Source organism: Protofrankia sp. CiP3 (genome assembly GCF_917627345.1).
GTDB lineage: Bacteria > Actinomycetota > Actinomycetes > Frankiales > Frankiaceae > Protofrankia.
The window spans coordinates 52,888-72,478 of the sequence record NZ_CAKJTM010000006.1; the positions used below are offsets into that span (position 1 = coordinate 52,888).

Genomic DNA, 19,591 nt, shown 5'->3' on the forward strand with positions numbered 1-19,591 from the left:
CCCCGCGTTCGCGCTGGCGCCCTGCTGCCTGCCAATATCCAGGACACCCGTGCCGACGCATCCGGCGACTATCGTGACGGCTGACACCAGGTATGGCCGGAGGTTGGATGTGCGCAAGTTCGTCATCATGGGCGTCCAGGGAAGCGGGAAGGGCACACAGGCGAAAATGCTCGCCGATGAACTCGATCTCGTCCATATCAGTGTGGGTGACATATTCCGCTGGAACGTACAGAGTCACACCAAATTGGGCGCCCAGGTCAAACGGATCGTCGCCAGCGGCCACCTGGTCGGGGACGATCTGGTCGAATCCGTCGTCCGCGAACGCCTCGCCAGCCACGACTGGAACTACGGATTCATCATCGACGGTTTCCCGCGCAACGCCCGCCAGGCCGAGTTCTTCCTGGAAAGCTACGACATCGATGGCGTGATCTACCTCGATCTCCCCGACGAGGAGGTCTACCGCAGAGTGCTCGCCAGACGGCTGTGCTCACGGTGCGGGCTGGACTACAACCTCATCGCCAGCCGCCCGCGGGCCGCGGACACCTGTGACGTCTGCGGCGGCCAGCTGCTGACCCGTTCGGACGACAACCCCGAGGCCCTCGGGGTCCGCCTTCGCGAATATCACGAGAAGACCCGGCCAGTGATGGAGATCTTCCAGCGTAAGGAATACGTGGCGGTCATCGACGCCCGGCATCAGGCCGTCGACGTGCAGGCCGAGATCCGCGAGCACTTCGATCTGCCCAAGAGCGACCGACAATAGGGGACGCGGCGTCGCGGGGCTGGGGCACGCACCTCGCCGCATCGCTCCCCATCCATCGCTGCGCGATGCACGGGTACCCCGGCTCGTCGGTCGCCACCCAACACCAGGGTGGCTCCCTCCGCCGCCTTGCGATGCACGCACCCCAGCCCCGCTCCTTGATCCACGCCCCTATTGCCGGTCGCTCTAAGTTCGCGCCGTCGTGAACGGCCGCGCGGCCAGCGGCCTCAGGAGCGGCCAAGCCAAAGGCCGCGCGATCATGATTCTTCACGCGCGGCCAGCGGCCTCAGGAAATCAAGAGGTGACGTGGGCTAGAAACCACCGGGAACGGCGAGGTTCACCAGGGACGAGAAATTGCGGAAGAACAGCTCAAGAAAATGACCGAAAGTAAGCATTCGATCAACGACCTCCTTGTGGCGGGCAGCATATTTAATCACATGCCGTGCAAATTCCAATACACAGAGTAGCCAAAAAATCTGTGATTGGCAGCGACCGCGCTGGGCGTGTTGACATTCGGCGCCGCGGGGATGCCGGACGTCCCGGTCCCGCCGGATGCCCACCCCCAGCTGCCCTCAGCCGCCCCCGGCCGCTCGCATGCGGCCAGTCCCATTGATCATCATGCGCGGGATACGGTACGGGCTGCGTACCGTGCTGGAAGCGCGGCGCCGCGAGAGGAGAGAAGTTCTCGATGAGCGACGAGCAGCTCGTCCGGCCCGCGCTGGTCAGCGGGTTCCCCGAGTGGCTGCCGGAGGTCAGGCTGGTCGAGCAGCGCTGGCTCGACGAGATCCGCCAGGGGTTCGAGCGCTACGGCTTCTGCTCGGTCGAGACCCCGTCCGTCGAGGCCCTTGAGGTTCTGCTGGCCAAGGGCGAGACGTCCCAGGAGGTCTACACGCTGCGCCGGCTCCAGGCCGAGGCTGCCGACGACGGCGATGCCCGGCTCGGCCTGCACTTCGATCTGACCGTGCCGTTCGCCCGGTACGTCGCCACGCACTTCAACGACCTGGTCTTCCCGCTCAGGCGCTACCAGATACAGCGGGTCTGGCGGGGCGAGCGCCCGCAGGAGGGGCGCTATCGTGAGTTCACCCAGTGTGACATCGATGTCATCAACATCGACCACGTTCCGCTCCACTTCGACGCCGAGCTTCCCCGGATCATTCACGAGATCCTGACCGGTCTGGACATCCCCGCCTGGTCGGTCAATATCAACAACCGGAAGGTGCTGCAGGGCTTCTACCGCGGCCTGGGCATCGATGATCCGCTCGCCGTCATCCGGATCGCGGACAAAATTGACAAGATTGGCACAGCCGGCGTCGAGAAACTGCTCGCCACGCGGCTCGAGCTGACGCCCGCGCAGATCAGGTCCTGTCTGGATCTCGCCCACATCCGCGGCCGCGACGCGGGCGTCGCCGATGACATCCGCCGTCTCGGCGTCACCTCCGAGCTGTTGGCCGAAGGCCTCGACGAGCTGTCCTTTGTCCTGGCCGAGCTGTCGGACCTGCCTGCGGGCAGCGTCGTGGCGGATCTCTCCATCGCCCGCGGCCTGGACTACTACACCGGCACCGTCTACGAGGGAAAGTTCGTCGACTGGCCCGACTACGGCAGCATCTGCTCGGGCGGCCGGTACGCCGACCTCGCCGGCTCCTTCATCCGCCGGCACCTGCCCGGGATCGGGATGTCCATCGGGCTCACCCGGATCTTCGCCAAGCTCGTGGCCGAAGGCCGCCTGCCCGCCGGCCCGAGCTGCCCCAGCGACGTGCTGGTCGTCATCCCGAGCGACGCCCGCCGCGCCGAGGCGGGCGCCACCGCGGCCCTGCTGCGCAACCGCGGTTACAACGTCGAGGTCTACCACCAGGCCGACAAGCTGGGGAAACAGATCCGTTATGCCTCCCGCAAGGGCATCCCGTTCGTCTGGTTTCCCCCCTTCGAGGACGGCAAGCCGCACGAGGTCAAGGACATGGCCGGCGGCGAACAGGTCACCGCCGACCCACGGACCTGGGCCCGCCCCTGAAACCGGTGGCGACGCCGGGTGGGCCCGGACCAGCCACGGCTGGGCAAGCGGGCTCAGCCCGGCGCAGCGGCTCAGCCTGGCGCGATGAACGCCCGGAGCTCCTTCTTGAGCGACTCGAGTTCGTCGACCAGCACGCTGTCCCAGGTGTCCGGCAGCCCCTGCCCGTTCACCATCACGTGCTTGCTCAGGCCCTCACGCAGGCCTCGCAGACACTCCCTCAGCTTCTTCGGCGACGGCGGCTTGGGAACTTTTCCCTTATCCCGTCCCTGCTTACGTAGGGCCTTTTCCCGTCCGTGCGAAGCCGGGCTGGCGTTGCGGTAGCACGCAAGGTCGTTGGCCTGCGGGATATATCGGGGCTTCTTCCGGTCACAGAATGCATACCATCCCTTGTCACCGTGCTTTCCCAACGTCCCTTCGCACAGGGCCACGGCACGCATCGCACAACCCCATCGATCGCTGCCGGCGAGTGTCTGGATGAGTCTGAGCCGGGCGCGCAGCAACAGCAGCGCGGAATTCTCCTGATCCGGTATACCGATCGAAGCGAGCCATTCCGGATCGACACCGGCAGCCACCCTGGTGGTCGGCGTTCTCCGCCGTCCTTCCCCGCCATCGACCGAAACAAGGGAAAGTCTTCTCACCCTGGTGGCAAGTGGACGCAGCCGCGACGACCCTCGGTCGAGCAGCGTAGCCGCGGCACTGACGTCCAAGCACTCGAGCGCGGAGAGCGCGACCCGGGCCAGCTCGGAGTCCCCTGCGATACGGCTGAGAACCGCATTCTGATCGACCTCGACGATCGACTCATCCGAACTCGGCGCGGCGCGGCGGATCTCCAGCAGCCTGGTCGGGCAGGACGCGTACAGGCCCCACTTGATGCCCGTGAGCAGAAGCCCGAGCCCCTGCGGCTTCCGACCGGAGCCGGCGGCCACGCGTACCTCCCCAACCGTGTCAAGCTCTTGGTCATCGGCTTTGAGGGCGCCCCAGACGTCCGATCGAATGTCGTCGAGATCGTCGAACTCGATGCCGCATTCCAGCAGAACCCGGCAGTCGACTTTCTCAGTCCGAGCCCGCGCCTTCGCCTCCCATAGCCGGCCGACCGGTGCGGTCTCTTTTGACACCAGCATCCGGATCACTGGTTCGAAACCGTCCCGATACGCCCGGGCGATGAGCGCGTCCAGACGCGGCGTCGCTGGATCGTCACCCTCGATCGGGTCCATACCCATGGCGACGAGGATGAGCGCACGCCGGTCACCGAGGTAGGGCCACTTCGGGTAGCCGAGATCTGCGATTCCCTCGTCAAAGCGCGGCAGCTGGTCCTGTCCCTCCAGGAACCTACGAATAATCATCGGATCGGTCGGTTTCCCGTGCGAAAGATCCTTGGCGGCCTCCTCGGCCCCGCTAAGCTGGGGGTGCCGCAGAAAGTCAAGCGCGGCGGCCGGCTTGTCCCGATCGGCGAGGCTACGGGTACGGGCCTCCTTCAGCCAGGCGCGAAAAAGAAAACCATCTACCGCCTCACGCCGGTCGATCCGTTCAAGGAGCACGCGGGCGAGATCCTCCTCACCGAAGTCGTCAGTGGTTTCAGCCACGAGGATCTGCCGGTTCAAACGGCTTCGCCACAGCTCGTTGCCGTCCTGATCACTGTCATCCCGATCACCCTTGATCATCGACGAATAGAAACGGTGCCGGACGAGCCACCGGTCCGCGTTCTCGGTTGGGGTGGGTAGCTCGTGGCTGAGTACGATTGGTTTTCCGCCCGTGCCGGCCAGGAGCAGTAGCCGTGGCTCCACACCGCTTTCGATGACGCCCACGACGAGACCGATCGCGGCGTTTGCCGCACCACCACCGTACGGAATATCCACCCGCGGCGCGGCACCGGTGCCACGGATCTTCGACAGACGTTTGCCGATGACCGTCCGGACTCCGGCGATATCGGGACCACCTGCCTTCAGTAGCTCGACGCTCTCCGGCGGGAAGCCCACTCCGTAGAGGCCGTCGCCCTCAAGCCCCTTCTTGATCGCCTCGCCGAGGCGAAAAGTGTGGCCCGAAGGGGAAATCTCGCCGGCACGGGGGCTGGTGACAACAAGAATGACCCGGTCGTACCGTGGCGCGCCGTCCGCGAATACCGCTACCAGCGGTACCGGATTTCCTGAAAGGTCGGCGCTTGGCGTCAGCAGGCGGGCCGCCTCTGACGGGTCCGCCGCGACCAGCTCGTCGAGCTTTTTGGTGAACTCTGGCCCGGGACGGGTGCCGAGATCGGCGGCGCCGACCATGTGGACGAGCACATGACCGGCGCCTGTTGACGGCTGTTCACTGATGGTTGTCATTTTTCACCTTCCGTGGGCGGCGATCGATCCTCCACGGGTCTCTGACGGACGAGCCACCGGCTTCTGGGCCGCATCCGTCCGCTCCCCCCTGGCGCAAGGATGACAGCGTGAAGATTCACCGCCGTAGCGGGGATGCCCGCACCGCCAGGCACGTCCGTCAGGAGATGGTGTTGGCGGTCGTCAGGGGGACGGCGCCGGATCGGGAGGCGGCAGATAATGAGCGACGGGGCGACGGACCAGCACGGCGGGCACACCACCGTGACGATCGGCGCTGTGCGGGTGGTGGTGGCCCCTGGCCGGGTCGTGCCGCTGCGCGAGCTGCCCCCCTACAGCATCGCGCTGGACGGGCTGGTGCAGGGACCACAACTCGATCTCGACGGGCGCCGGCTGAGCTTCGACCACCACGGCGACTGCGTACGGCTCGTGACCTCGGCGACATGCCGGCAGGTGCTGGACGCGCTGCTGCTCGGGCTCGACCCGAGCGCCTACACCGTCTACGTCAACGACATCGACGCCGACACCGCGCTCGCGGTGGCGCTGCTGGCTCATCCCGCATGGGTCGCCCCCGCGTCCGTGTCCGCGCCCGCACACGCCCAGCGCGTCCGGGCGCTGGTGGAGACCGTCGGCAGCCGGGACGCGCACGGCCCCGCCTACCCGGTGGCCGATCCGGCGCTGCTCGCCGAGTTCGCCGCGAGCGTCCCGCTGCCGCGCCGGCACGCCCCGGTGGGTGACCCCGCGCAGGTGCTCGCCGGCTGCGTCACGGCAATCGCCGAGCTGGTCGCCCGCGTGCCCGCGACGAACGAGCGGCCTGCCGCGCCGGCCCGCCGGGAGCCGACCTTCACCATCACCCACACCGGCACCGGCTGGGTGATGGCCACCAGCTCCGGTGACGGATTCGACCCGGTCTACGCGGCCGGGCACACCCGCGCGGTGCTGTGGCGGCGGCTACCAGACTCCTCGATCGTCTACACGGTCGGACGGCGCAGCGACCTCGTCGACCGATTCCCGGTCGGCCCCCCGAGCGAGCCGGGGACGATCCTCGCCGCGCTGGCGGCCCGTGAACCCGGCTGGGGTGGCGGTACGTCCGTGGGCGGGGCGCCCCGCCATCCCGACGGTTCCCGCAGCGCGCTGGCCCCGGACGAGGTCTTCGCGGTCGTCGAGGCCGTCGTCCGTCAGTAACGGCTACGGGGGGCTGTCGGTCCCGCCGCCGCGAGCGGGCCGCGGCGGCGGGACCGACGGTCTGTCTCATCCGTCAGGGGTGAGTGTAAGCACGAACCGCTGACGTGGCTAGCGTTCACGTCCTGCTTCGGGGGAACAGAAAGGACACCGGATGGGCCTCACCTGCCACGTCGTCCTCATCGAGACGTCGGGAAACCAGGCATTCATCTTCGAGACCACCAAACGGCGCGAGAACGTCGGCGCGTCCGAGCTCATCAACGGCCTTGGGCGGTGGGTGGACGACGCGCTGACCACCGAGTTCAGCGGCTTCAACAAGAACTGGCGGATCAGCAACGGCCAGCCCGCGCAGCTGCTGGTGAATGCGGCCGGCGGCGCCAAGATCGTGGTCCGCGATCCGGCGAGGGGAAAAGCGCTGGTGAGCCGGGTCACCACACGGGCGCTGCGCGCGGCCCCGGGCCTGGACGTGTGCGGTGTCGTCGGAGAGTGCTTCGACTGGGCCGGCGTCCACGAAGAGGAGGGAAAATCGACCATCAGCATGCTGGCCAAGCGCTGCCGCGACGCCCACGAATCGCTGCCGCTGGTCAAGAGCGGCCGGCCCGGAGCGACGAGCCGGTTCCTACGCATCCCGATCGTGGACGAGTGCGCCGCCAGCGGCCTGCCCGCCTACGACGTGGTCTTTGATGGTGACGGCCCGCGGTCCCGCCAGCCCCGGTCACGTCCCAGCCGGGCCAAGCGTGGCGCCCAGGACGCCGGCTTCACCCGGCTCGCCCCATACGCCAAGATCTCAAAAAAAGCCCTGGAAGCTGTCGCCGATCATCTGGAAGATGTCCCGGACTGGGTCGCCGTCATCCACGCGGACGGCAACAGCCTCGGCCAGCTGATTACAAATCTTGCCAATCCGGACGCGGACAAGCCCACTGACCCGCGGAAAACGCCCAGCGACCGGTACGCCGATGCCCTCGGCCCGTTTTCGGATGCGGTCCAGGAATGCACGGTCGCCGCCTTCACAAAGGCGCTGGAGCGCTGCAGACGGGTTCTCCCCCGCGGTCATGACGTCGACGGCGAGATGCCCGTTCTCCCGCTGGTTCTCGGTGGGGACGACCTCACGGTGATCTGCGCCGGCTCCATTGCGCTGGCCTTCACCAAGGCGTATCTCACCGCCTTCGAGGAGGAGACCCGTAACAAGGATGTGCTGGGCGGCGGGCTCACCGCATGCGCCGGGGTGGCCGTCGTCAAGCCGCACTTCCCGTTCTCCGCCGCCTACGACCTTGCCGAGGAACTGACCAAGGAAGCGAAGAAGACCGTCAAGCGGTACTCGCTGGATGATGAACAGGCCGAAGGCTCACGGAGCGCGGAGCCGTCGGACAGGACGCGACCACGACCACGACCACGACCACGGGCGTCCGCGTTCTCCTTCCACGTCCAATATGACAGCGGGGGCAGCGACCCGGAGCATCTGCGGGAACGCATGCGGGTCCCGCCCGGCGCCGCCGACCTCACGGCCGAACCCACCGCCGGACCCGGCGCGGTCAGGGAGCCGGAGCTGCGTGCCCTGCTGTACGCGCAGCCCTACGTCGTCACCCGTGACATGCGCGAACCGTGGACGCAGGGACGCCACTGGGACGACCTCATCCGGCGGACCGCGGCGCTGATCGACACTGTCGACGAACCCGACAGCGCGCAGGAATCCGGTGAACGCAAACTGCCGACCAACCAGATGCACGACCTGCGGGAGGCGTTGTTCTCCGGGCGGGACGTAGCCGACGGCCGGTTTCGCCAGCTGCTCCGCCACTATCGCGATTATCACGACCGGGGGCTCGCCCTTTTCGCCGCGGACGGTTCCGCCCCGGACGGCCCGGCCGTGGATCCGGAGACGGCATCACTGTTCTGGCGTATCAACGCGCGCGGCCTGGACAGCGGTATGGACAACGGCCAGCCGTACGACATCACCGAACCGCCGGTGACGGGCCTGCTCGACGCGATGAACGCGGTCCGTCTGATGGGAGACCTGCCGGACTGGCACAACCAGGAGGTCAAGGCGGGCCGCGCGCGGGAGGCAAGGGAGCTATCGGCATGACGAGAACAAGCACAGCGGGCGAGCTGGCTCTGCGGCTGACTCTGCATCTTGACAGTGACTGGCACTGCGGCACGGGCCTGGGCGTCCCCGGCGGGATCGACAAGCTGGTCAACACCGACCATGACGGCCTGCCGTTCGTGCCCGGCAAGACCCTGACCGGAGTCTGGCGGGACGCCTGCGAGCTGGTCGCCGCCGCGCTCGACGGCTCGGCCGGAACCTCAGCCGAAACCACGGTCGAGGCCGAGGCCGAGGCCGTCGACGGGCCGGTTCACAGCTGGCACGCCTGGGTCGACTTCCTCTTCGGTAGCCAACCAGTCCTGACCGGCGCCGACCAGCCCGCGCCGCACGAGCCGCGCCCGGCTGCGGTGTCCGTCCGCCCGGCGCGCTACCCGGCGACGCTCGGCAACGCTCTGCGACCGGCGGGACGGCGCGCGCTGCGCGACGCGGCCACCTTCATCCGCCCCGGAGTGAAGATCGATCCGTACACCGGCCGGGCCGCGGACAAGTTCCTCCGCTTCGAGCAGATGGCGCGTTCCGGCGCGGAGCTGACCGCCACTGCCACGCTCACCGGCTGGTCGGATACGGCTACCGGTACAGCTACCGGTACGGACGCGGGTTCGGGCCTGGACGACGACGGCCGCCGGGCCGCCGCGGCGGTGCTGCTCCTCGGCGCGCGCCTGGTCGAGTCCATCGGCGGTAAGCGTCGCCGGGGCGCGGGCCGCTGCCGCCTGGAGGTGGCCGCTACCGGAACCGGAACCACGATCGGCCCGCCGCTGCCGACGCTCGACAGCCTGGTCACCTGGCTGCGTGCCCGCGACGGCGTCGCCCCGCCCGTGCCTCCCGCCCGCGTCGAGACGCCGACCTCGGCTGATCATGACCGTCTGGGCGAGACCGACTGGGAGATCATCGAGCTGCGGCTGAACCTCGACACACCCTTGATCGTCCAGGACCGCGCTGTCGGCAACGCCGTGCGGTCGCTGCGATTCGTGCCCGGCTCGCTGCTGCTGCCCGCCGTCCTGCGACGACTGGGTGCGGTGCCCGGCTGGGATCCGGCCGGGCTGGCCCGTGCCGGCGATCTCGTTGTCACGAACGCGACCGTCGACGTGGACGGTGCGGCAGGCCGGCCGCTGCCACGCACCTGGTTCCACCCGAAGGAAGACAAAAAGGCGGCCGTGAACCGGCTGGTCGACGATCCGCAGGAGCGCGGTGCCGCCGCAAAGCCCTACAAGAACGACTACGTCAGTGCGTCACCCGCGATGGGCCAGGCAAACTCGGTCACGGTAAGTGTTCACACACCAGAGCTGACTATCCACACACACAATGTCATCGATGACTCCCGGCAGCGGCCCACCTCCGCGCTGGTCGGCCTGTACACCTATCAGGCGCTCGCGGCCGGATCCATGCTGCGAGCGCAGGTCAGGGTGCGCGCAGGCCTGCTGCCCGACGGCGCTCACAAGGCGCTGGCGGGCGCATGGGCGCTCGGCCGCTCCGCGAAGGACGACTACGGGCAGGTCAGCGTGACCGTCGAGGGGCCACCGGCAGCGTGGGCGACGACCAGCACGGGCGCGGCCGGGCTCGACGACACTTCGACGATCATCGTATGGCTGCTGTCAGACGTCCTGATCCGCGACAAGCGGCTACGCCCGTCCACCGACCCCGTCGTGTTCGCGGAGCAACTCGGTGCCGCGCTGGGCGTGTCACTCACCCTCGCGGCGAACACGTCGGATGGTTCGGATGGCCTGCTGCGGCGGGTTACCGCGGCCCGGCGGGCCGAATCGTGGCAGCGTTCCTGGTGCCGCCCACGCCCGACCCTGCTGGGGCTCGCCGCGGGCAGCGTCCTGACCTTCACCGCTGACCAGCCCGTGTCCGCGGAGAAACTGGCCGCCGTACAGGCCGCCGGGATCGGTGAACGCACCGCCGAGGGGTTCGGCCAGCTCGCTATCAACGACCCGCTGTTGGTGCTGCGGCCCGGCCGCCTCAACGACGGCCCAGAACGAGCCGACAACGAAACCGGGTCCGCGACGCCGTTCGTCCCGCCGCGGGAGAAGGTCGCGTACGCGATGGCGCAGCTCATCGAGCGGGAGGCGTGGCGGGCGCACATCCAGCGGGAGGCGACCGCCGTCGCGGCCACCAGCGAGAGGCGCGGCAAGATCCTCGGTCTCACGACCAACGGCACGGACGGCGGGGTGAATCCGACCCAGCTCGGCCGGCTGCGCGACGTCCTGACCCGGTTGGGAGAAGGTGACGAGATCGCCTACTGGCTGAACCGGCTGTCGGCCGACGGCTGGCAGGTTCCGGTCCGTACGAAAGTCACCCAGCTGCTCACGAAAAAATCCGAGGTGTGGCCGCAGCTGCGCCTCGGCCTGGGATCCGACCAGAGCGTGGCGGACACATTAATCATGACTGACGGCGGGGCCGACCGGCTGCGTGCCGACACCGAACTGTGGGCCGAAGCTGTCCGCACGCTGGTCACGGCCTGCCTGACCGCGCACAGCCGGGCCGCGCAGCGCCGGGCCACAGCCAACCACGCCGACACCCTCGAGGACGTGACGAGATGAGCCAACCAAAGGTGGACACACCGGCGGCACGGACCGGGCGGCCGATGGTGCGGCGCCTGCGGGTGCGCGGCTGGCTGCGGCTGGAAACCCCGCTGCATGTCGGTGGCCTCGGCGGTGACCCCTCCGTTGACCTGGCACTCGCCCTGGACGGGCGGTCCCGCCTGTACGTGCCGGGCACGAGCCTCGCGGGAGCGCTGCGTGCCTTCGCCGGACGCTCCATCGCCGACGAGAAGGTTCTCGACGGCATCTGGGGCAGCGTCCCGCAGAACGTCTCGGACGCCGGGTGGGCAAGCCGGATCATCGTCCATGACGGCCTGGTCACCGCCGACACCGATCCGGGTACGCCGTTGCCGCGGTCACGGGTCGAGGCGCGCTCGGGCATCGGCATCGACCGGGTGTCGGGCGCGGTCGCGCACGGCTTCCTCTACGGCCGGGCGGTGCTCCCCCGTGGCGCCTACCTGCGCCTTGAGATCGATCTGGAATCCCCCCTGAAGGACCGCAATACCGACCCGGCGACGGCGATGCTCGGCGAGCTGCTCCTCGCCCTGGATGACGGTGATATCCGGCTCGGCGCGGCCCGGACCCGCGGTCTCGGCTCGGTCGTCCTCGCGGGAAAGCCAGAGATCGTCGAACAGCGTTTCGACAGCCTGGACGGGCTCCTCGACGCGCTCGGCCTGGTGACGACCCCGGAAACCCCGGAAGCCCCGCTACTCAAGCCGCAGAGTCCTGGCAACAGGAAGACGGATGCCGGGCTGCTCAGCGTGAAGATCACCTGGTGCCCGGCCTCACCGGTGATGGTGCGCAGTGGGGTCGACGGCTTCGCGATCAACGCGCTACCCCTGGTCAGCGGGGTCGAAGATAATGATCAAGTCGCACTCGTCCTGCCCGGAAGTTCGATCAAGGGCGCGCTGCGTTCGCACGCGGAGAGCATTGAGCGGACCGCCCGCGGCGTCGACGCCCCCCATCCGCTGGAAGCACAGGCCGGGCCTGCGAGATCGGAGCGGTTCCGGGCGCAGCTCGACCAGCTCGCCGCCGTCAACGCCCTGTTCGGCTCCGCCGGCAAGGCGGACACCGACGACATAGCACCGCGCTGGGGGGTCGGAGCGCTCGGTGCCGACGACTGCTACTCCGAGCAGCCGATTCCCGGGCATGTGTGGCGTGCGTTGAACGGTGCGCATGTCGAGGGCCTGACCACCCCGCCAGCGAATCAGCCGCTGCGATCGTGGGAGAAGAGCCGGGCCCGCGTCGAAGGCCCCGTCCGCAAGAAGCTCGAACAGTTCGGGATGGACGAGGCCAACCATGTCGCGATCGACAGGTGGACGGGTGGCGCCGCCGACAAACGCCTCTTCAGCACACTGGAACCGCATCACGTCGGCTGGCAGCAGCTGAAACTGACTGTTGACCTGCGGCGGTTGCGCCAGTTCGCCCAGGAGGACCTGGACAAACCCGCTCTCGCGCTGCTGCTGTTCGTTCTTCGGGATCTGTGCGCCGGGCGGGTGCGGCTCGGGTACGGCGTCAACCGCGGTCACGGCGACATCACCGTGGAATCCATCGAGGTCAGCGGCTTTCCAACGCCCGAGGCCACCTACAACAATCTTGACGAGCTGCTCGCGGAACCAGCTGTCGCCGAATGCGCTCAGAGCTGGCGGGACTACCTCGATCGTGACCAGCGCGACCAGGACCATGAGAACGGGAGCCGAGCATGACCACCGCCATGGGCGTGACCCTCTACTCCGCCGCGGCCAAGAAAATCACGCTGGCGGACGCGATCAGCCGCACCGGTTTCGGCGGCGATCCCGATACTGATCTCGGCGATGCGGTGGCGCTGCTGGCAAGCCCGCAGGCCTACACAGTGGCCCGGCTGTCCGGCGGGCGCCTCGCCGCATCCGATAAGGCGGTCACACTGCCGGCAGCCGGGTCCGCGGCCGTGTTCGAAGCCCGGATCTTCAACCGGGACGCCGAGCTGCGCTGGCTGCACACGGGCAACGGTGTCGGCACCGCGGTCATCCTCTCGGAATCCCCGGATCCGTGCGCCCCGTTCACCGAGCCCATCGACCTGCTGACAGCTGTTGACACGATCGAAAACAGGTACCTGCTGTGGGGCCGGCCGCTAGCTCAGTCGCTGCCTCCACACGATGAGCCCAGCTCTTCCGCAGTCCAGGCCGCCGGGCCCCGGTGGGCCCGCCTGGCTGAGGCCCGGATCGGCCTGCTCGACGTGCCACTACCGCGGGCACCCCGCACGGACGAATGCGTCTACCTGCGAACTGTCGAGTATGTGACCACCGAGTCTGAGCACGGCAACGCCAGTGTCACCGAGGAGCGTCTCGTCGAGCTGTTCCTCGCGCTGCCCAGCCAGTCCGACACCACCAGCAGCAACGGCACCAGCACCCATGGCCCGCAGTCCCGACGTCTCCCGGAGGCGACCAGATGAGCAGCCGATTCGGCACGATCACATGGAAGATGACCGCGGACGGCGCCCGCAAGCTCGTCATCATCGAGGACGGCGCGGGTGAGCGGCGCTTCGAACGCCGTTTCCTGGACGAGGCGCTGGCCGGGCTGAGCGATGAAGATCTCGCTGACCGGTCCGTCGAGTTCGACTGGACGGGCGGCCGGGCCAAGCGCATCCGGGCCAAGGGCACCGCCGCCACGGTGGTGGCCGCATCCTGGCCTGCCGCGACGGCCACCCCGCAGCCCGCCCGAACGCCTGACCGACCTGTGGCCCGCCAGCCCCCACGGCACATGGCACCGGCGCGGCCGGCCAGACAGGCGACCACCGCCGGACGCCAGCGGGAGACGCCGTACCGCGCGCCGGATCCGCTGAACGCGTTCATCAACCCGTACGGGTTCATCCCGGCACCGCAGCGCGGCCAGTCGCATGAGGCGCTCGGCGACGTGGGCGGCACCCTGACCGACCGCGGACGCCTGCCCGGCCACGATCGGCTCCGGGCGGACCGCTGGTCGGGCACGATCGGCGTCACGCTCACGGTCGCCACGCCGCTGCTGCTCCTGGACACCGCCGGTGTCACCCCCGACAAGGACGGGCATGCAACCTACGAGGTCCTGGAACGGATGGTGCCCCCGGGCGCTGGTAAGGGTAAGGCGGAGAGCCGCCCGCACCTGCCGTCAACGAGCGTGAAGGGCATGCTGCGCAGCGCCTACGAGGCCGTGACCAACTCTCGCTTCGGCGTATTCACCGGCCACGACGCCCGGCTGGGCTACCGGATGGCCGCCCGCGACGGGCTCGCGTCCATCCCGGCGCGCGTCATCGGCAATGGCGAGACCGCCAAGATCGAACTGCTGCCCGGGACGACGCCCGTAGGCCACCAGGGCCGGCACGGTGCACCGATGCACGCGGCCTGGCTGCCGGCCTACTGGACGCCGGAGGGGTCGAAGCACGTCCGCTCTGACCAGAGCGATTTCAATATCGTGATGCCGGACGGCTCACGGCCTGAGCACGGCGCCAAGGTTCGGGCGTACATCCAGCTCGTCCAGCATCACCGGTGGGACCGCCGGTCGGACACGCATACGCCGGACTTCCAGCTGTGGTGGGTGCGCTCGCTCGCCGAGCCCGGCCAGGAACCACCTCGGGTGCCACTGCGGACGTCAAAACAGAAAAGGGCGTCATGGTACGAGCCGGTCGGCCCGGCGAAGGTTGTCGACGGCTGGGTGTGTGTGACGAACCGGAACATCGACCGCAAGCATGACGAGCGGGTCTTTTTCTACGACGCCGACGACGACCTGCGGGAAACATTTGAGCTGGATGAGCGGTTGCACCGCATCTGGCACGACATCATCCTCGGCTATAAGAACGCGCACCGGGATGGCGAGCTGAAAAAACCTGACCCCAAAGAGCCGGAGAAAATCCTCTCCAGTCGTCACCTGATCCCGCCGGACGGCGTGGAGCCGGACAAACTCACCGATGGTGATCTCCTGTACGTCCGGCTGGATGCCCGTGGTGAGATCGACAGCCTGTATCCAGTGACGATCGCGCGAGAGTTGTTCAGCGTCGCGCCGATCAACCTGCTCGATCGCTCGCTGCGGCCCGCGGACACGATCAGCGAGCTGTCCCCGGCGGACCGGGTGTTCGGCTGGGTCCGTACCGAGGAGCGCGGCACCAGCGACCGCGACAGCAGCAAGGGGGGTGACCCCGCCGGTGCCTGGCGGGGCAGCCTGCGGATCGGTCCGGTCGTCTGCGGCCAGTCGTCGGATTCGGCCGTAGAACGCTTCGAGGACCCTAGCCTGCCGCTGGCAATTCTCGGTCAGCCCAAACCGGGCCAGGGACGCTTCTACATCGGAACCGAACGGGCCGGCCACCCCGCGCCGCTGCCCCCCGGGCTGCCCAAGGCGGACTGGTTCGTCTCCACCGGGCGGATGTTGCGCGGCCGAAAAGTCTACCCGCATCACGCTGGCCTACCGGAGGGTTACTGGGAAAAGCCGACAACCGATCGCACCCAGAAACTGGACGGCGGCCGTTACCAGGAATACCGCCGGCCGCGGAAATCGACCGTGGCCGACGACTCCCGCGCGAACCCGTTGAACCGCGACGGAACCGCCTTTGCCACGCGGCACTCAGGCGGGGTGAACGACGAGAACCGGGACGACCAGAACCGGTCCGTGAACGGCTGGGTCCGCCCCGGGACGACTTTCACCTTCACCGTCGACGTCCGCAACCTCAGCGAGGTCGAGCTGGGCGCGTTGCTGTGGCTGCTCGACCTCGACAACGCTTGCTCCACCGGTGACGGCGCTGCCCCAGGTGATGGCCCGCGCCGGTTCCACCGGTTGGGCCTGGGCAAGCCGCTGGGTTTCGGCAGCGTCCAGCTCACCGTCGACCCCGCCCGGACGGATCTTCGCACCGGCCAGTCGTGGGCCGAGTACTACCAGTCGCTCGGGCCGGAGCAACGCCCGCAGGACGGTTTTCCGGCGCAGGCCCGAGGCAGCGTTGACACCTTCAAGAAAGCCGTCGCTCCCGCGGGCCGGTTCGACGACGTCCCGCACATCAGAGCCTTCCTCGCCGCATCCACCGGTGACCCGTCGATGCCGGTGCACTATCCACGGGTGCGGCCGAACGGCCTGCGGGTCGATGTCCCGGTGCCGCCCGACCCGCGGGGCCGCTCGTTCGAGTGGTTCGTCCAGAACGAGCAGCAGCAGGGCGGCCGTGTCCGCGACGACCGCGGTGTCAGCCTGCCCGACCTCGGCGCCGGCACCCTGCCCCTGCCCATCCACCCCGCGAAGGACCGGTAACCAACCGATAACTCAGCAAAGCACGAGTGGAAGGCCACCATGGATCGAACCATGGCAAAACAGACGTTCGATATGCGTCGGCTTTCCACTCGTCCACAACGCCCGTGGTGTCATGGCTGTGGCCTGGTGAACCAGCGAAGGGGGATGGCGGATGGGCACAGAGGCGAGTGCGCTGGCGGCGCTGGCCGGCGTCCCGTCCGCGTCCCGGCACCTGCGGGGCAGTTTCGGGCCTGCCACCCTGCGGCTGGCCGGCGCACGGGCGATTCTCGAACTCGATGACGGCCGCCCTCCCCCACTGCGGCTGACCTGGACCGACCGGCCGGACCAGCCGGTCGGCACCCGGGTCGCGGGGCTGTTGCGCACCAACGGAACGGCTGCGTTCGAACGGCTTGACCTGCTGCGGATCGCCAGCCGCAGAAAGATCACGGACCCGCCGCCGGCAGCGGGGACCTCGGACGTACCACGGTCGGTCCGGGCCACCGCGGTGGACGACGGGATCCGCATCGAGATTGCGTCCCAGGCTATGGACCACGACCAGCTCTGTGCCGGCGGCCCCGCCACACGAAGCGTGGTGCTGTCCACGGCCCAGGCACATGATCTTGCGAAACTGTTGGACGCATGGGCCGCGCTGCCGGCATCCTGACCGTTGTCGGCAGCGGTGCCATTGTCGACATCAGCACCATTGTCGATATCGGCGCCGACATCACGCTGCCTGCCCATCGAGGCCGCGAAGCAGGAGATCGACCCAACCGACGCCTGCCTCGACAACAAGACGAACAAGCCGGGTGACCTCAGCCTGGGCGTGCTCGCCGTCCAGCCGCAGCTGCCGCCGGACGACCGCGACGACATCGCGCCCCTTACCGTACGCGGCGTCGACGATCGCCCGCAGCGCCCCGACCACGTCCGGGTTGGACCGAAGCTCAACGATGATCATGTTCCGTGGAACACTCGCGTCCGCTGCTGCCACACAGATGTCCTCCGGGGATGGCATGTGCCCACCGGGGATCTCGTCAGGCGCGGTCCGCGCCAGGGGCACGGCCACGGCCCGCTCGTAGAAATCGCGGCTGTGCTGGCGCAGCAGCGCGAGAGAACGCTGGAGCCGCTCGGCCACCTCAACTGCCGTAAGCCCGAACTTCAGTTCCATGGACGGCAGGGAGTACGGGTCGGTGATCTCATCGCGAATTCCCAGCAGAAACTCGATGAGGATGTCCCGGCTGACCGGATCAACGCGCAACGGCGCGGCCCACACGGCCTTGCCGATTGCCGTCTCCGGACGGGTCGGCAGGCCACGCTCGTCGGCTGATTCCCGGCGCACGGTCGGCACGATCCGCCCAGCGGTCGGGTAATGGATGAGCTGTGCCCAGGCGGCGCGCAGCCAGCCGAGCCCGGCCGGGCTCGCCTCGCGGGGCACGAAATCGCGCAGCATGGCGCCAACGGCTGAAGCGTCCTCCAGCTCGGCATCAGGGGCGAGAATATGATCACAAATGACGCGCCATTCACGGATCTCCTGGCCCGCGTTGTGGCTACGGGGTGACACCGTCGGCACCTGGCCGGCAAGCGCCTGACGCAACACCCGAAAGCCGCTCATGAGATGGTCCGTCCACAGCTTCATGCAGCGGTGGCACAGCGGTTCGGTGGGCACATCGGTGACGTCGAACAACGGCGGACGCTCAGGGCAGCAGGCGCAGGTGCCCGGCTTGGCACGGTGAACGCCGCGGACCACCCGCGCCCACAACGGCGGGCCGACAAACTCCGAAAAGGCCAGGAACGCGATCTCGTCGTTCGCGCTTGCGATGTCGGCGATGGTCAGGGTGCTCATCGGTCCTCCTGTGATGGGCATGCCGAACCACGGATGGAACGGCGGCAACTCGACGCCATGTAGACGCCACAGCACCCAGAAGGCCTGGATGCTTCACAGGGGACCGAGATCGAAAAGATCCTGGTCATCGGTCGGGCAGTACCCGACCTGGGCCACGCGCCACATGCGCTGGCCGTGGACGAAACGTATGGGAAGCATGAAGTGGCTGTCAACACCGGCTGATACCTGACGGATCGCCTTGAGCTACCTGCCGGCCTGGGGCGTCCATCAAGCCCCTTCCCCACAGGCCTCCGATTTTGATCTTCACTTATCCCCCTGTGATCATCAAGATGGAGAACAGACCAGAATAGGGTGGTGCCGGAGCATGGCATCCACCGGGGTAGCCGAGCTCGCGCCACAGCCGGCCACCCTCGGTCGCTTCCCCGTCACGTTCATGGGCATGGAGCCTGGACGGGCTCACCAGGAAGGTTCGCCGCCCATTCTTCGTCCGTGATCCGGGCAGCCTTGTCCTTGCACAGCCTGGCCGCGATCGCGACCGGATCGAGATTCCACAGCTGAACACCGCCACCGCGTACCGCCGCCGCGAGCAGCAGACCATCCGCACTGGTCGCGAGGCCCGCGCCGCCGTTCCCCCGGACATCCAGGAATCCCAGCGCTGTCGGTTCCGCCACGCCGCTGACATCCCACAGGCGAATTGCTCCCGCGCTGTTCCCCGCGACCACCACCGTGTCACGCCCACCGAACATAACGCTGTCGATCTCTCCGTCCTGACCATGAAAAAGATGCTTACTGATCCTGGCCGCAGGATCCGTGGAATCCGTGAGATCCCATATCGTAAACTTTCCGGAAACGGTTCCCGTAGCAATTCTTTCCCCGTCCCGGCTGAAGGCGAGGCTGGTGACCGCCTCAGCCTCGTCCAAAACCAGCGACACCGGCTTGTCCACAGCGTCGTGGGTCCACAGCAGGACGACACCGTTTTTCCCCCCGCCAGCCAGCCGTCGAGCATCCGGGCTCAACGCGACACTTGTCGTGACTGTTCGCTGCTCCAGGGGGCCAACCCGTGAAAAGCCGTAGCCGGTCTTCCATAATTCGATCCGGGTGCCTCGGGCGAGCGCAACGGCCGGTACCGGTGTGCCGTCCTCCGACCATGTGCCGACAGCAAGCCCGGAGACATCGGCGGCGTTCCGCGGATCGGCTGAAGAAATTACACGGGGTTTCGGCGGCCCGGCGAGATCCCACAAAAAAACGGATTTCAGGGTTCCGGCGACCAGCGTCCGGCCGTCCGCTCCGAAGGCGAGGCGGAAAATTCGTTCGTTCGACGCATCGACATGCAGCGGGGAAAGGATTTCTCGCGGCGCGGCGAGCTCGGCAAGGCTGAAAATTCGGACGGTGTTGACGCTCGCCACCGCCAGCTGCCGACCATCCGGGCTCAACGCGACTCTGGTCGCGTCATCCACGCCGACAGCGGCGGAACCGGCGACAAAACTGTAACGGACGAGGCCGGCGCAGGCAGCGGGTGACGGTGCGAGGTGATAGGCGACAAGATCCAGCTTACGAGCAAGATCCGGACTGTTCACGCGCAGCTTGTTCGCCGTTTCCCGCACCCGGTCGGCCGCATTCGCCGGGTGCCG

At 68.1% G+C, this 19,591-nt stretch carries 12 protein-coding genes; 9 read left to right on the forward strand and 3 right to left on the reverse strand.

Annotated features, from left to right (window positions below; all coding sequences use genetic code 11):
- Positions 1–109 precede the first annotated feature (109 nt).
- Together MJ797_RS03755 and hisS are read left to right on the forward strand one after the other, a co-directional pair.
- Positions 110–760 (forward strand): nucleoside monophosphate kinase, encoded by a 651-nt coding sequence (locus tag MJ797_RS03755; RefSeq protein ID WP_239331960.1) that lies wholly within the window; start codon positions 110–112, stop codon positions 758–760.
- 685 nt (positions 761–1,445) lie between these two features.
- On the forward strand, positions 1,446–2,765 hold the full coding sequence (gene hisS, locus MJ797_RS03760) for a histidine--tRNA ligase (RefSeq protein WP_239331858.1): 1,320 nt from the start codon (positions 1,446–1,448) through the stop codon (positions 2,763–2,765).
- Positions 2,766–2,836: 71 nt separating this feature from the next.
- Here the strand turns inward: hisS and MJ797_RS03765 are convergent, their stop codons facing one another.
- Positions 2,837–5,086: a hypothetical protein gene (locus tag MJ797_RS03765; protein ID WP_239331860.1), complete on the reverse strand. Its 2,250-nt coding sequence runs from the start codon at positions 5,084–5,086 to the stop codon at positions 2,837–2,839.
- Positions 5,087–5,302: 216 nt separating this feature from the next.
- Here MJ797_RS03765 and MJ797_RS03770 point away from each other — a divergent pair, with 216 nt between their 5' ends.
- From MJ797_RS03770 to MJ797_RS03800, 7 genes are all read left to right on the forward strand, one after another.
- On the forward strand, positions 5,303–6,265 hold the full coding sequence (locus MJ797_RS03770; protein WP_239331862.1) for a hypothetical protein: 963 nt from the start codon (positions 5,303–5,305) through the stop codon (positions 6,263–6,265).
- Between the two features lie 151 nt (positions 6,266–6,416).
- Positions 6,417–8,342 carry a hypothetical protein gene (locus tag MJ797_RS03775; protein WP_239331863.1) on the forward strand — a complete coding sequence of 642 codons (1,926 nt, stop codon included), beginning with the start codon at positions 6,417–6,419 and terminating at the stop codon, positions 8,340–8,342.
- Positions 8,339–10,900: an RAMP superfamily CRISPR-associated protein gene (locus MJ797_RS03780; protein WP_239331864.1), complete on the forward strand. Its 2,562-nt coding sequence runs from the start codon at positions 8,339–8,341 to the stop codon at positions 10,898–10,900. The genes MJ797_RS03775 and MJ797_RS03780 overlap by 4 nt, the downstream gene beginning before the upstream one ends.
- Complete coding sequence (locus tag MJ797_RS03785) at positions 10,897–12,606, forward strand: RAMP superfamily CRISPR-associated protein (RefSeq protein WP_239331865.1); 1,710 nt, start codon at positions 10,897–10,899, stop codon at positions 12,604–12,606. Before MJ797_RS03780 ends, MJ797_RS03785 begins: the two co-directional genes overlap by 4 nt.
- Positions 12,603–13,331: a CRISPR-associated protein Csx19 gene (gene csx19, locus MJ797_RS03790; RefSeq protein WP_239331866.1), complete on the forward strand. Its 729-nt coding sequence runs from the start codon at positions 12,603–12,605 to the stop codon at positions 13,329–13,331. The genes MJ797_RS03785 and csx19 overlap by 4 nt, the downstream gene beginning before the upstream one ends.
- Complete coding sequence (locus MJ797_RS03795) at positions 13,328–16,141, forward strand: TIGR03986 family CRISPR-associated RAMP protein (protein WP_239331867.1); 2,814 nt, start codon at positions 13,328–13,330, stop codon at positions 16,139–16,141. The genes csx19 and MJ797_RS03795 overlap by 4 nt, the downstream gene beginning before the upstream one ends.
- 151 nt (positions 16,142–16,292) lie before the next feature.
- The gene (locus MJ797_RS03800) at positions 16,293–16,784 is read left to right on the forward strand and encodes a hypothetical protein (protein ID WP_239331868.1); all 492 of its coding nucleotides are present in this window, start codon (positions 16,293–16,295) and stop codon (positions 16,782–16,784) included.
- A gap of 60 nt (positions 16,785–16,844) precedes the next feature.
- On the opposite strand, the gene MJ797_RS03805 is transcribed toward MJ797_RS03800, so the two are convergent.
- Complete coding sequence (locus tag MJ797_RS03805; RefSeq protein ID WP_239331869.1) at positions 16,845–17,960, reverse strand: hypothetical protein; 1,116 nt, start codon at positions 17,958–17,960, stop codon at positions 16,845–16,847.
- 431 nt (positions 17,961–18,391) lie between these two features.
- The coding region (locus tag MJ797_RS03810) for a WD40 repeat domain-containing protein (RefSeq protein ID WP_239331870.1) at positions 18,392–19,591 on the reverse strand (1,200 nt) is incomplete at its 5' end.

Excerpts from the sequence above, each read along its gene's own strand:
- hisS (WP_239331858.1), top strand. The coding sequence starts at position 1,446 with ATGAGCGACGAGCAGCTCGTCCGGCCCGCGCTGGTCAGCGGGTTCCCC.
- MJ797_RS03765 (WP_239331860.1), bottom strand. The coding sequence starts at position 5,086 with ATGACAACCATCAGTGAACAGCCGTCAACAGGCGCCGGTCATGTGCTC.
- MJ797_RS03770 (WP_239331862.1), top strand. The coding sequence starts at position 5,303 with ATGAGCGACGGGGCGACGGACCAGCACGGCGGGCACACCACCGTGACG.
- MJ797_RS03775 (WP_239331863.1), top strand. The coding sequence starts at position 6,417 with ATGGGCCTCACCTGCCACGTCGTCCTCATCGAGACGTCGGGAAACCAG.
- MJ797_RS03780 (WP_239331864.1), top strand. The coding sequence starts at position 8,339 with ATGACGAGAACAAGCACAGCGGGCGAGCTGGCTCTGCGGCTGACTCTG.
- MJ797_RS03785 (WP_239331865.1), top strand. The coding sequence starts at position 10,897 with ATGAGCCAACCAAAGGTGGACACACCGGCGGCACGGACCGGGCGGCCG.
- csx19 (WP_239331866.1), top strand. The coding sequence starts at position 12,603 with ATGACCACCGCCATGGGCGTGACCCTCTACTCCGCCGCGGCCAAGAAA.
- MJ797_RS03795 (WP_239331867.1), top strand. The coding sequence starts at position 13,328 with ATGAGCAGCCGATTCGGCACGATCACATGGAAGATGACCGCGGACGGC.
- MJ797_RS03800 (WP_239331868.1), top strand. The coding sequence starts at position 16,293 with ATGGGCACAGAGGCGAGTGCGCTGGCGGCGCTGGCCGGCGTCCCGTCC.
- MJ797_RS03805 (WP_239331869.1), bottom strand. The coding sequence starts at position 17,960 with ATGAGCACCCTGACCATCGCCGACATCGCAAGCGCGAACGACGAGATC.